General features: G+C 53.8%; 1 protein-coding gene. It reads left to right on the top strand.

Annotation, left to right across the window (positions count from 1 at the left end):
* The first annotated feature begins 289 nt into the window (after window positions 1-289).
* Window positions 290-15589 carry an Ig-like domain-containing protein gene (locus ACX9GV_RS07095; protein WP_473197547.1) on the top strand — a complete coding sequence of 5100 codons (15300 nt, stop codon included), beginning with the start codon at window positions 290-292 and terminating at the stop codon, window positions 15587-15589.
* Window positions 15590-15721: the final 132 nt, after the last annotated feature.

Below are 15721 nucleotides of genomic sequence, written 5' to 3'. Positions count from 1 at the left end.
AAAATTCTCGGCATGGCACCCAGCGCAGTTGAGAAAGTAATGTCTCCATCCATCATGCAGCCTAATCATTCACCACAGAAGATCAGCAGCCCCTGAATTATTCAGAATATTCTTATTCTCTTGTGATACCCTCATCAGCGACAATGATAGTTATTTTATTAGTCCGATGTCTACATTTTGACCAGTTCTCCACGTAGCGTGTGATATCTGTTTCCACCAAGGGATGCCAGAGAACCATCACGGAGTAAGGTTAGAACATCATTAAAATATCAAATGGAGTTAGGAAGTTATGGAAAAAACAATAGTTTTGGCTGTTAACAATAGCGAAGGGAAAACCCGTTTATTAACCGCGAATGCCAACAATGCAGTTAAAGTTAAATTAATTCACGGTAATAAATACGTCTTAAAGAATCTAGGCAACGATTTTGCTCCCGAGAACGTGACTTTAGTTCGTGTCGGCAAGGCGTTGCACGTGATCCAGGAAGGGGACACACAAGCCAGTATTATTATTGAAGACTACTTTAATGGTGAAGCCAACAACCCGGTGTTACTGGGAATGGCTGAAGATGGCCAGCTGTATGCCTATGTTCCCTTGTCCGGGGAAGGCTATGAACACGGCTATCTCTTTACTGATGGTCAGTCATCGCCTGTCGCATTAGGCGGTCCATCTCAAGGCAGTGGTGAAGGCATTTTTGTCGCTTCTGATGATAATCATGATGCGTTGTTTGGTCTTTTGGGTTGGCTGGCGGCAGCGACAGCGATCGGCGCTGGGGCCGCGGTTGCCTATCATAACCGTAGTAAAGATGATAATAATGACCCTGAACCGACCCCTCCGGCAAAACCGGCGATTGGCGGTGCACTTGACCATACGGGTTCTATTCAGGGCCAAATTAAAAACGGCGGCCAGACAGATGAATCTCATCCTACCTTAAGTGGTACAGGTGTCGCTGGTAACATCATCACCGTGTATGACAACGGTAGCGCCATTGGCAGCGTGGTCATTGATGGCAATGGCAACTGGACATTTACGCCAGACCAGGGGATGGGTGACGGCACGCACCAAATGGTGATCACCGAGACTGATCCGTCTGGTAATGTCAGCTCGCCTTCTGATCCTCTGAACTTCACGGTTGATACCACACCGCCGGATGTCCCTGGTATGCAGCATGTCATGGACAAAACGGGGAACGTTGTCGGTGAAATAAAACCGGGTGATTCCACGGATGATCCACGTCCTGTTCTGACTGGTAGCGGCGAGCCGGGCGACAAAGTGACTATTTATGACAACGGTAATGTGATTGGCGAGACCGTCGTCAATGAAGATGGTCGTTGGTCTTTCCAGCCAGAGACACCGCTGACTGACGGAAATCACAACATCACTGTTTCTGAAACCGACCCTGTGGGTAATGAGAGTAAGCAGAGCGGCGGTTGGGAATTTAACGTCGATACACAAGCCCCTTCTAAGCCTGCTATTGGGAGCGTTATCGATGACGTCGGTGCCCTGACCGGCCCATTGACCAGTGGCAGCACCACGGATGATACCCAACCTGAACTGAAAGGCGTGGGGCAACCTGGTGATGTCATTATTATTAGTGACAATGGTCAGCCGATTGGCTCAACGGTTGTTAATGGTCAAGGTGAATGGAGCTATCAGGTTGAAGAGCCCCTGGCTGAAGGCAACCATAGCCTGACAGTCAGTGAAGTTGACCCGGCGGGTAATGCCAGCACACCTTCTGATCCTATTGTGATTGTGGTTGATACCACAGCACCAGGGCAACCTGATGTGTCGAATGCCCAGGATGACGTGGGTGCTATCACCGGCCCAATCAAGAATGGCGGTACAACCGATGATACTCAACCTAAATTCAGCGGTGGCGGCCAACCTGGCGATATTATCAATATCTATGATAACGGTGAAAAGATTGGTTCAACGGTAGTTGGGGATAACGGCAAATGGAGCTTTACGCCTGAGACACCACTCGACGAAACCAATCACAGTATTACCACCACGGCAACCGATCCGGCGGGTAACGAAAGTAAGCCATCCGAGCCGTTGAACTTTACTGTGGATACCACGTCTCCGTTAGATGACCCTGCCCATTTGGCGATTACTTCCGTCGAAGATCGCGTGGGTGGCAGTCAAGGCCCAGTGGCCAATGGCGCAGTGACTGATGACAGCCAACCGTTGATTAGCGGTATTGGTACTGCGGGTGATACGGTATTTGTCTACACCACCGATGCTGCTGGTCAGCATCTGATTGGTAGCGCAGTCGTGCAAGACAATAATACCTGGAGCATGTCACCAGAACTGCCATTGTTAGAAGGCAGCAACCAACTGGTGATTATTGCTCAGGATCCTGCAGGCAACCGCAGTAATTTCTCCTCTCCGAGCTATGACGTTACGCTGTACATCCCGGTATCTACTGAACCGTCTATCGGCAGTGTGGTGGACAACGCAGAGCCACACGTGGGTCCATTGCAGAAGGGCGAAGTCACCAACGACACCACCCCAACCCTGAGTGGGAGTGCAACAGCCAACAGCCTGGTCAAGATCTACGATAACGGTGAACTGATCGGTTCAACCACGGCCAACGGCAAGGGTGAGTGGACCTTTACCCCCGATGTGGCCCTGAAAGATGGCAACCATAATCTGACCACCACCGCAACGGATATCGCAGGTAATGTCAGCGCACCAAGCGGCAGCTTCGGTATTAATGTTGACACCACCGTACCTAATCCGGCTGGCGATATCGTTATCACCGACAACGTGGGTGAGAAGACCGGTGAAGTGAAACCGGGGGATACCACCGATGACCGTTCACCAAACCTGAACGGTACCGGCGAACCCGGCGGCACGGTCACTATTTATGATAACGGTGAAGAAATCGGTACTGCCAAGATCGATGATGAAGGTAAATGGACTTTTACACCGAGTGAGCCGCTGGATAATGGCGACCACACCCTTAATACCACGGTGACTGACCCGGCGGGCAACGTGAGTGAGCCAAGCCCGGATATCAAGATTGCGGTGGATGATACCCCGGTGCTGGTACAACTGGGCTCAGTCAATGACAACGTAGGGTCAGTGACCGGTAACCTGCAACCAGGTCAGGTCACCGACGATGCGCGTCCAGAACTGAACGGCAGCGGCAAGCCAGGCAGTGTCATCACCGTCAAGGATGGGGATGATGTGCTGGGTACCACTATCGTCAAGAAAGATGGTAGCTGGAGCTTTACGCCAGAAACCGATCTGAGCGAGGGTAACCACAGCCTGACCGTGACGGCAGAAGATGCCGCCGGTAAGACCGTAACCTCTCCCGCCTTTGAACTGAAGGTAGATACCACCGCGCCAGAACAGCCGGTGATTGGTAATGCCATTGATGATGTGGGTGATATCCGTGGTCCATTGACCAGCGGCAGTGTTACTGACGATGCCAACCCAACCTTCAAAGGGACGGCTGAGGCAAATAGCATCATCAATATCTATGATGATGGCAAACTGTTGGGTTCAGTTGAAGCCAACGACGATGGTGCCTGGTCGTTTACCCCAACCACCCCATTGGTGGAAGGTGAGCACAAGATCACCACCACCGCGACGGATAAAGCGGGTAACACCAGTGAACCATCCGACGTCTTTAATCTGACTACCGACTATTCTGCATCGCCAATTGGGCCAGGCTTCCTGGAGATCACCGGTGTGGAAGACCGCGTGGGCAATGAGACAGGTAACGTTGCATCAGGAAACAGCACCGATGACAGCCAGCCTGTGATCAGTGGTATTGGTACCAAGGGCGATATCATCATTGTCTACACCACTGATGCGACCGGCAATCACCCGATTGGCAGCACCAAGGTACTCGATAATGGCACCTGGTCACTGACGCCAACCACCCCACTGCTGGAAGGTAACAACCAACTGACCATCGTGGCGGTCGATGCGGCGGGTAACAAGACCACCCCAAGCACACCGTCTTATGACATCAATCTTGACATCACCATACCGTCAGAACCAGCCATTACCAGCGTGCTGGATGATGTTGAACCGAAAGCTGGCGCTCTGCAGAAAGGGGATGTCACCAACGACAACACCCCAACCCTGAAAGGTAGTGCCGAGGCGAATAGCCTGGTCAAGGTCTACGATAAAGGTGAACTGATCGGTTCAACCACGGCAGACGGCAAGGGTGAGTGGAGCTTTACGCCAGCAGCAGGCGCTGAACTGAAAGATGGCAACCATACCCTGACCATCACCTCAACGGATGCAGCAGGTAACGTCAGCGCGCCAAGCGGCAGTTTTGATATTGTGGTCGACACCACCGTCCCTAATCCGGCTGGCGATATCGTTATCACCGACAACGTGGGTGAGAAGACCGGTGAAGTGAACCCGGGGGATACCACCGATGACCGCTCACCAAACCTGAACGGTACCGGCGAACCCGGCGGTACAGTCACCATCTACGACAACGGTAAGGAAATCGGTACCGCCAAGATTGAAGATGACGGCACGTGGAGCTTTACCCCGACTGAGCCGCTGGATAACGGCGAGCACAAGCTGAACACCACCGTGACTGATCCGGCGGGCAACGTGAGTGAGCCAAGCCCGGATATCAAATTTGAGGTGGATGATTCACCGGTAGTGGTACAACTGGGCTCAGTCAATGACAACGTAGGGTCTGTAACCGGTAACCTGCAACCCGGTCAAGTCACCGACGATGCACGCCCAGAACTGAACGGCAGCGGCAAGCCAGGCAGTGTTATCACCGTCAAGGATGGGGATGATGTGCTGGGCACCACCACCGTCAAGCAAGATGGTAGCTGGAGCTTTACGCCAGAGACCGACCTGAAGGAAGGTAACCACAGCCTGACCGTGACGGCAGAAGATGCCGCCGGTAAGACCGTGACCTCTCCCGCCTTTGAGCTGAAGGTAGATACCACCGCGCCAGAACAGCCGGTGATTGGTAGCGCCATTGATGACGTCGGTGATAACCGTGGTCCATTGACCAGCGGCGATGCCACTGACGATGCCAACCCAACCTTCAAGGGAACGACAGAGCCAAATAGCATCATCAATATCTATGATGATGGAAAACTGTTGGGCTCGGCTGCTGCCGACGACAAGGGTGCCTGGTCATTTACCCCAACCACCCCATTGGTGGAAGGTGAACACAAGATCACCACCACGGCGACGGATGAGGCGGGTAACACCAGCGAACCATCCGACGTCTTTAATCTGACCACTGACTATTCAGCACCCGATGCCAGCAAAGTGGCGATCACCGGTGTGGACGATCAGGTGGGTCGCGATACCGGCCCGGTGAACTCGGGTGGCACCACTGACGACAGACGTCCAACCATCAGTGGGACCGGTGCGGAAGCGGGTAACATCATTACGGTATACCGTGGCAACGAAATTATTGGCTCGGCGGTTGTGAAGACCGATCTCTCCTGGTCGATGCAGCCGAACCTGCCGCTTGTGGATGGTGTGGCTGTGTTGACCGCAACAGAGCGCGATGCGGTGGGTAATACCACCGATAAGTCACCGGCTTACAGTATTACCGTCAGTACAGTCCCACCGGCACCACCGGTGCTGGGTACGGTCATCGATAATGAGGGGCCAGGAGCAGAAACGGTGGCATTGCAGCCAGGGGATGTCACCAATGACAACACCCCGACCCTGAACGGGACTGCGTTGCCAGGCGGCACGGTGACGGTTTACGACGGTAAGAATGAACTCGGTACGGCCAAGGTAGACGACGACGGTAAGTGGAGCTTTACGCCACAGCCTGCACTGGGTGAGGGTAAACATGACCTGACAGCGACGGTGACCAACAGTGTCGGTGTCACCAGTGACCCAACCGGTGTCTTCAATATTGTTGTCGATACGCAGGCACCAGCACCGGCCACCAATTTGAAGGTGGAAGATAAGATGGGTGACGAGCAAGGCGATATCCTTGCTAACAAAACTACCGACGACAGCGCGCCAGTCATCAGTGGTAAGGCTGAACCGGGCAGTGTGGTCCATATCTATGATAACGATAAGGAAATCGGTAGCGCGCCGGTGGATGACCAAGGGAACTGGAGCTTTAAGCCGAGCGACCCATTGGGTAATGGTCAACATGACCTGACCACGACCGTGACCGACAAGGCCGGTAACACCAGCGATGAAGGGCAACACCTGATCTTCAAGGTGGATGTGGATCTAACGAAGGTACTACTGACCGGTCTGGAAGATAACCAGGGCAATAACCCGGTCGATAAGGTGGAGCTGATAGCCCAGAACGGGGTGACGAATGATTCGCGTCCGACCCTCATTGGTACCGCGAAGGCGGGCAGTGTGGTCACCGTCAGCGATGAAAGCGGCATTCTGGGCAGTACCACTGCCGAAAGCAACGGTGAATGGCGCTTTACGCCAAATGAGGATATGGGCCAGGGTGAGCATACCTTTAGGGCCAGCGCCAAAGATCCGGCAGGGAATGTCAGCACCAGCGGTACCTGGGTGTTTACCGTCGACACGGTGGCGCCGAACGCGCCGTTTATCGACTCGGCCGCAGACAATGTGGGTGCGCCACAACCGCAAGGCATGCTCAGCGGCAGTGCCACAGATGATCCTTACCCGGTCCTGACAGGTCGTGCGGAAGCCAACAGTGTGGTGATGGTGTATGACCAAACCGGCCTGTTAGGCTCAGCGAAAACCAATGACAGCGGTGTCTGGACGTTCAAGCCAACCAATAGCCTGAATGAAGGCACGCATGACTTTTACGTCAAGGCAACCGATGGGGCCGGTAACGTCAGCCAACAATCGACAACCTTTACCCTGACGCTGGACTTCAGCGCGCCGGATGCCAGCAAAGTGGCGATCACCGGGGTGGACGACCAGGTGGGTGGCTTGACCGGTAATGTGGACTCAGGTGACACCACTGACGACAGACGTCCAACCATCAGTGGGACCGGTGCGGAAGCGGGGAATATCATTACGGTATACCGTGGCAACGAAATTATTGGCTCGGCGGTTGTGAAGAGTGATCTCTCCTGGTCGATGCAGCCGAACCTGCCGCTTGCGGATGGTGTGGTGGTGTTGACCGCAACAGAGCGCGATGCGGTGGGTAATACCACCGATAAGTCACCGGCTTACAGTATTACCGTCAGTACAGTCCCACCGGCACCACCGGTGCTGGGTACGGTCATCGATAATGAGGGGCCAGGAGCAGAAACGGTGGCATTGCAGCCAGGGGATGTCACCAATGACAACACCCCGACCCTGAACGGGACTGCGTTGCCAGGCGGCACGGTGACGGTTTACGACGGTAAGAATGAACTCGGTACGGCCAAGGTAGACGACGACGGTAAGTGGAGCTTTACGCCACAGCCTGCACTGGGTGAAGGTAAACATGACCTGACAGCGACGGTGACCAACAGTGTCGGTGTCACCAGTGACCCAACCGGTGTCTTCAATATTGTTGTCGATACGCAGGCACCAGCACCGGCCACCAATTTGAAGGTGGAAGATAAGATGGGTGACGAGCAAGGCGATATCCTTGCTAACAAAACTACCGACGACAGCGCGCCAGTCATCAGTGGTAAGGCTGAACCGGGCAGTGTGGTCCATATCTATGATAACGATAAGGAAATCGGTAGCGCGCCGGTGGATGACCAAGGGAACTGGAGCTTTAAGCCGAGCGACCCATTGGGTAATGGTCAACATGACCTGACCACGACCGTGACCGACAAGGCCGGTAACACCAGCGATGAAGGGCAACACCTGATCTTCAAGGTGGATGTGGATCTAACGAAGGTACTACTGACCGGTCTGGAAGATAACCAGGGCAATAACCCGGTCGATAAGGTGGAGCTGATAGCCCAGAACGGGGTGACGAATGATTCGCGTCCGACCCTCATTGGTACCGCGAAGGCGGGCAGTGTGGTCACCGTCAGCGATGAAAGCGGCATTCTGGGCAGTACCACTGCCGAAAGCAACGGTGAATGGCGCTTTACGCCAAATGAGGATATGGGCCAGGGTGAGCATACCTTTAGGGCCAGCGCCAAAGATCCGGCAGGGAATGTCAGCACCAGCGGTACCTGGGTGTTTACCGTCGACACGGTGGCGCCGAACGCGCCGTTTATCGACTCGGCCGCAGACAATGTGGGTGCGCCACAACCGCAAGGCATGCTCAGCGGCAGTGCCACAGATGATCCTTACCCGGTCCTGACAGGTCGTGCGGAAGCCAACAGTGTGGTGATGGTGTATGACCAAACCGGCCTGTTAGGCTCAGCGAAAACCAGTGACAGCGGTGTCTGGACGTTCAAGCCAATCAGTAGCCTGAATGAAGGCGCGCATGACTTTTACGTCAAGGCGGTGGACAAGGCGGGTAACGTCAGCCAACAATCCGCAGTCTTTACCCTGACGCTGGACTTCAGCGCGCCGGATGCCAGCAAAGTGGCGATCACCGGGGTGGATGACCAGGTGGGTGGCTTGACCGGTAATGTGGACTCAGGTGACACCACTGACGACAGACGTCCAACCATCAGTGGGACCGGTGCGGAAGCGGGGAATATCATTACGGTATACCGTGGCAACGAAATTATTGGCTCGACGGTTGTGAAGAGTGATCTCTCCTGGTCGATGCAGCCGAACCTGCCGCTTGCGGATGGTGTGGTGGTGTTGACCGCAACAGAGCGCGATGCGGTGGGTAATACCACGGAGAAGTCACCGGCTTACAGTATTACCGTCAGTACAGTCCCACCGGCACCACCGGTGCTGGGTACGGTCATCGATAATGAGGGGCCAGGAGCAGAAACGGTGGCATTGCAGCCAGGGGATGTCACCAATGACAACACCCCGACCCTGAACGGGACTGCGTTGCCAGGCGGCACGGTGACGGTTTACGACGGTAAGAATGAACTCGGTACGGCCAAGGTAGACGACGACGGTAAGTGGAGCTTTACGCCACAGCCTGCACTGGGTGAGGGTAAACATGACCTGACAGCGACGGTGACCAACAGTGTCGGTGTCACCAGTGACCCAACCGGTGTCTTCAATATTGTTGTCGATACGCAGGCACCAGCACCGGCCACCAATTTGAAGGTAGAAGATAAGATGGGTGACGAGCAAGGCGATATCCTTGCTAACAAAACTACCGACGACAGCGCGCCAGTCATCAGTGGTAAGGCTGAACCGGGCAGTGTGGTCCATATCTATGATAACGATAAGGAAATCGGTAGCGCGCCGGTGGATGCTCAAGGGAACTGGAGCTTTAAGCCGAGCGACCCATTGGGTAATGGTCAACATGACCTGACCACGACCGTGACCGACAAGGCCGGTAACACCAGCGATGAAGGGCAACACCTGATCTTCAAAGTGGATGTGGATCTAACGAAGGTACTACTGACCGGTCTGGAAGATAATAACCCAGTCGATAAGGTGGAGCTGATAGCCCAGAACGGGGTGACGAATGATTCGCGTCCGACCCTCATTGGTACCGCGAAGGCGGGCAGTGTGGTTACAGTCAGCGATGAAAGCGGCATTCTGGGCAGTACCACTGCCGAAAGCAACGGTGAATGGCGCTTTACGCCAAATGAGGATATGGGCCAGGGTGAGCATACCTTTAGGGCCAGCGCCAAAGATCCGGCAGGGAATGTCAGCACCAGCGGTACCTGGGTGTTTACCGTCGATACGGTGGCACCAGGCGCGCCGTTTATCGACTCGGCAGCAGACAATGTGGGTGCGCCACAACCGCAAGGCATGCTCAGCGGCAGTGCCACAGATGATCCCTACCCGGTCCTGACAGGTCGTGCGGAAGCCAACAGTGTGGTGATGGTGTATGACCAAACCGGTCTGTTAGGTTCAGCGAAAACCAGTGACAGCGGTGTCTGGACGTTCAAGCCAATCAGTAGCCTGAATGAAGGCACGCATGATTTTTACGTCAAGGCAACCGATGGGGCCGGTAACGTCAGTTTGCCATCGACAACCTTTACCCTGACGCTGGACTTCAGCGCGCCGGATGCCAGCAAAGTGGCAATCACCGGTGTGGACGACCAAGCGGGTGGCCTGACCGGTAACGTGGCCTCAGGTGACACCACTGACGACAGACGTCCAACCATCAGTGGGACCGGTGCGGAAGCGGGTAATATCATTACGGTATACCGTGGCAACGAAATTATTGGCTCGGCGGTTGTGAAGACCGATCTCTCCTGGTCGATGCAGCCGAACCTGCCGCTTGTGGATGGTGTGGTGGTGTTGACCGCAACAGAGCGCGATGCGGTGGGTAATACCACGGAGAAGTCACCGGCTTACAGTATTACCGTCAGTACAGTCCCACCGGCACCACCGGTGCTGGGTACGGTCATCGATAATGAGGGGCCAGGAGCAGAAACGGTGGCATTGCAGCCAGGGGATGTCACCAATGACAACACCCCGACCCTGAACGGGACTGCGTTGCCAGGCGGCACGGTGACGGTTTACGACGGTAAGAATGAACTCGGTACGGCCAAGGTAGACGACGACGGTAAGTGGAGCTTTACGCCACAGCCTGCACTGGGTGAGGGTAAACATGACCTGACAGCGACGGTGACCAACAGTGTCGGTGTCACCAGTGACCCAACCGGTATCTTCAATATTGTTGTCGATACGCAGGCACCAGCACCGGCCACCAATTTGAAGGTGGAAGATAAGATGGGTGACGAGCAAGGCGATATCCTTGCTAACAAAACTACCGACGACAGCGCGCCAGTCATCAGTGGTAAGGCTGAACCGGGCAGTGTGGTCCATGTCTATGATAACAATAAGGAAATCGGTAGCGCGCCGGTGGATGCTCAAGGGAACTGGAGCTTTAAGCCGAGCGACCCATTGGGTAATGGTCAACATGACCTGACCACGACCGTGACCGACAAGGCCGGTAACACCAGCGATGAAGGGCAACACCTGATCTTCAAAGTGGATGTGGATCTAACGAAGGTACTACTGACCGGTCTGGAAGATAATAACCCAGTCGATAAGGTGGAGCTGATAGCCCAGAACGGGGTGACGAATGATTCGCGTCCGACCCTCATTGGTACCGCGAAGGCGGGCAGTGTGGTCACCGTCAGCGATGAAAGCGGCATTCTGGGCAGTACCACTGCCGAAAGCAACGGTGAATGGCGCTTTACGCCAAATGAGGATATGGGCCAGGGTGAGCATACCTTTAGGGCCAGCGCCAAAGATCCGGCAGGGAATGTCAGCACCAGCGGTACCTGGGTGTTTACCGTCGATACGGTGGCACCAGGCGCGCCGTTTATCGACTCGGCCGCAGACAATGTGGGTGCGCCACAACCGCAAGGCATGACCAGTGGCAGTGCCACAGATGATCCCTACCCGGTCCTGACAGGTCGTGCGGAAGCCAACAGTGTGGTGATGGTGTATGACCAAACCGGCCTGTTAGGCTCAGCGAAAACCAATGACAGCGGTGTCTGGACGTTCAAGCCAACCAATAGCCTGAATGAAGGCACGCATGATTTTTACGTCAAGGCAACCGATGGGGCCGGTAACGTCAGTTTGCCATCGACAACCTTTACCCTGACGCTGGACTTCACACCACCGGATGTGAGCAAGGTAGCGATCACTGAGGTCGTCGATCAGTATGGCTTGATAACCGGCCCGGTCAGTAAGGGTAACGTGTTGGATGATCGCAATCCGTTGGTTAACGGTACCGGTGCAGAAGAGGGTAATACCATCACGGTATACACCACCGATGGCGATGGTAATACCAAAGTACTGGGCACCACCACTGTAGGCAGCAATGGCCAGTGGAGTTTGACCGCTACGGGCTCACTGTATGACGGTAAAAACACGTTGACCGTGGAAGAGACTGACAAGGTAGGTAATAGCGCCAAGCCGAGCACCAGCTATGACGTTATTATGTCATTGACCCCAGGCGCTCCGGTTATCGACAGTATTATTGATGATACCGGCACTACCCGTATGGAGTTGGCCAACAACAGTCTGACCAAGGACAATACGCCGACATTGAGCGGGACCTCTTCGGTGGCTGAAGGCGATACGATTACCATCTATAACGGTAGTACTAAGGTCGGTACCACTACCGCAGGCCCTGGTGGTAGTTGGAGCTTTACACCAAACCCAGCATTGGCAGACGGTACTTACAACTTCAAAGTGACCGGGACCAACGATGCAGGTCTGGAGAGTGCGCCGAGTGGTACTGAAACCATCACCATTGATGCGACGATTTCTGATGCGGCTATCAGCATCACGTCAATCAGTGATGACTTGGGTATCAGCAATACCGACTTCAACACCAGCGATACCACGTTGTTGATTAACGGTACACTGAACAAGGCCCTGCTGGCAGACGAGTGGGTCGAAGTGAGTGTGGATGGCGGTGAAACCTGGACCAAAGCGAGCAGCACGACCGCCAGCAGTTGGACGGTGGATCTGCAAAGCAAGCCGTTGACTTCAAAGGACTATACCATCCAGGCGCGTGTGGTTGATAAGGCAGGTAATATTGGTGACACCGATGCGCATGCGCTGACAGTGAGCACCGTGGCACCGAACCTGAATGGTATGACCACCAGCGCAATTATTACTACCGATACTTCTAGCGGTTTGAAAACAGGCGATCTGTTCAGCCACAGTGCGACAGAGATTAACACCGATATGGTCACCCGTGACCGTACGGTGACCATCAAGGGGGCCTTGAGTGCTGCGCTGCAGAGCAACCAGTATCTGCAGATCTCCTTTGATAATGGGAGTAACTGGACCACGCTGTTGTCTCAAACTGGGACTGACTGGAACTATCAGTTGGCTGCGGTCACTCAGAGCACCACGTTTAACTACCAACTGCGGGTGATTGATTCTGCAGGTAACCTGGGCACTAACGTCAATTTCAAGAGCAATTATCAGGTTGTGATTGATCTGGAGGCACCGAATGCGATCCTTGGTGCGCCTGATGTGCCGCAAATTGTTAACAGCACCACCACCTACACCTTCAACGAAGCCAAGTACGGTAAGGTTGAAGCAGGGGCGATTGTTTCACTGGTGAGTGATGTCAACGGTAATGGGACCTACCAGGAAGGGCTGGATCAGATTATCGGCTTTGCTAGAGCCAATGCTGACGGTAGCTGGTCAATCAGCAGCACACTACCAGCCGGCGCGCATAATCTGGCCTTTATGGTGTGGGATGAGGCTGGTAACCGTTCTTCGTTAAGTGCCTCCACCAGTATCGGGGTCACTGAGGGTGATGGTAATACGCTGATCGTGCAGAAGTGGGGGGGGACGACCGATGGGGAAGGCCTTGGCGTGAATGCGGCAGCAGTGACCATTGGGACAAATGGCTTGTGGTCATTCTTCCAGAGTGCGCGTGCTGCAACGGGCACAGGTACCGCCAACTCTGGGCGAGTCTACAATATGCAAAACCTGGAGGATTACAACTCCAAGTACCTGGCACAACCAAGCGATGTAACCGAGGGAAGTTATGGCCGCTTTATTAACTCGGCGACCTTTGCGGATATTAACCGAGATGGTTTGACTGATGTGATGTCACAGGTCAGCTCTTATGGTAACGGTGGACGTACTGCCTACTGGATGCAGAATGCTGATGGCAGTTACACGGCGAAATCAGTAGACCAAGGCACCCTTAACCACTTAGGGGGGGTGATAGCCTATGACCGTCACGGTGATGGCTATCTGGACTTTGTGTTGGCTGACTCGGAAGCAGACTCTATTTCGTTCCTTAAGAACGAAAATGGTGTACTGAGCCCAGATGGTCCAAATGGTCACCCAGGTGGCGCGCTGCCTGCTGGCTTGAGCTTTATGCACGAACTTGGGGCGGTGGATATCGATAATAACGGTACCATTGATATTACTGGCCATGTCGACTTCAACACACTTACGTCGAACGGAGGTAACCTTGGGCGCGGTCTTGCTGTCTTGTATAACCAGACCACAGCTACCAATAAGACCAATTTTGGTAAGGTAGATATTTATTCCAATGTATTCCGCAATGACGGCCATGAAGATGCCGGTGATAGAGCCATTTCCATGACCTATGGCGATTACAACGGTGATGGTTGGTTGGATCTGTTCCTGAGCCGTGGTTCTAAAGGCGGGAATAACAGTGATGAAAGCCGTATCTACCTGAACGATGGTAAAGGGAATCTGTTAACGCAGGATGTTGATGCATTATGGTTTGGCGATAGCCTTGATGGCGGGATCTCAATGGCCGTTGACTGGAACCACGATGGTAAGATGGATATCGTTGAAGTTCCACGCTCAGGTGTTACTGCTAGTCCGCAACTTTATCTGAACCAGGGGACTAATACCTGGTGGAATACTGCGCCAGTGAAGTTGACCGCAACCACCTACAGTAATCTGACGGGTGCAGTCGCCCTGGATTATGACTGGGATGGATCAATGGACCTGGTGCTGTATCGTTCAGGTGCAGATGGCGCAGTGGTGTCGAGTGATAATGCCGCACCGACCTTGCTGGTGAAAAACACCAACATTGCCGCTGATGGTACCAGCCTGCAGATCCGTATTGTTGACGGCCAAGGCATCAATACCTTCTACAGCAATACCGTCAAGCTGTATAACTCGAAGGGTGAGTTGGTGGCCACGCAGTTGATTAACCCGCAGTCCTCTGGCTCGAGCAACAGTATGGGTCTGGTGAGCTTCTTCGGGTTGGATCCGAATGAAGTTTACTCGGTGCAGTTGTTGCGTATTACCAATGGCCAGACTGACCATGTTGGCGCGGTAAGTAGCCAAGGCGGTTACACCAATAGCACGGTTAATGAGAACTGGGGTGGCTTAACCACCGGTAAATCACACGATGCGTATGTACTGACGGCGGAAAGTGACACTGCTGCCACCAATACCACCGCAACGGGCATTGTCGGGACCGGCTATAACGATACCTTCTTTGCTTCAGCGGGTGACGATACCTACAACGGGAGTGGTGGCTGGAATCAGATTGTCAGTGGTAAGGCAGTCTGGAGTGAGACAGCGGGGATGGATATCGTTGATTACAGCGGTTCAGCAAGCGCTATCACCGCTGTACTCTGGGAGGGTACGGGTAAGAATGGCTCGGCAACAGGCCAAGGCTCTGATAAGTTGATCAGTATCGAAGGCTTGATTGGCTCTAGCCAGGGCGATACCTTTACCGATAGCTCGGCTAACAACCTGTTTGAAGGCCGCGGCGGCAACGATGCGTTCTACCTGATTAACGGTGGTAACGATACGTTGATGTATAAGGTCTTGGCAGGGATGGAAACTGACGGCACCGGCGGTAATGGCAGCGATACTATCCATGGCTTCCATGTGGGTAACGTGGTGACTGACGGTGATGCGGACCTGATTGACCTGAGTGATCTGCTGGACTACAACGGCCCAATCTCTTTCTTCCAGGATGATGGCAAGATGGAATTGGACTACTCTTCCCAAGGTATTCTTAAGTACCTGAAAGTGGAGAACATCGGCGATAACACGGTGATCAGTATTGATCGCGATGGTTCAGGCAATGCGAACGCCTTTACCAATGCCATTACGTTGGCTAATGTCCATACTGATCTGGAAACGTTGTTGCAAAATAACCAAATTATTGTCTAACCAATAAGATGGGAGCCCACAGGGGAAACACTGTGGGCTCTTTTGCATAGCTGATCGACAGATTACGGATGACTTAATTCAGGGTGATGACAACGCCAGCAATTTATTGATATTGATGGATGAAATATCGCC

This window comes from Serratia sp. 25CWL12 (genome assembly GCF_055790885.1).
The sequence above is the reverse complement of the archived record's forward strand: the minus strand, read 5'-3'. Positions and strand labels throughout refer to the sequence as shown.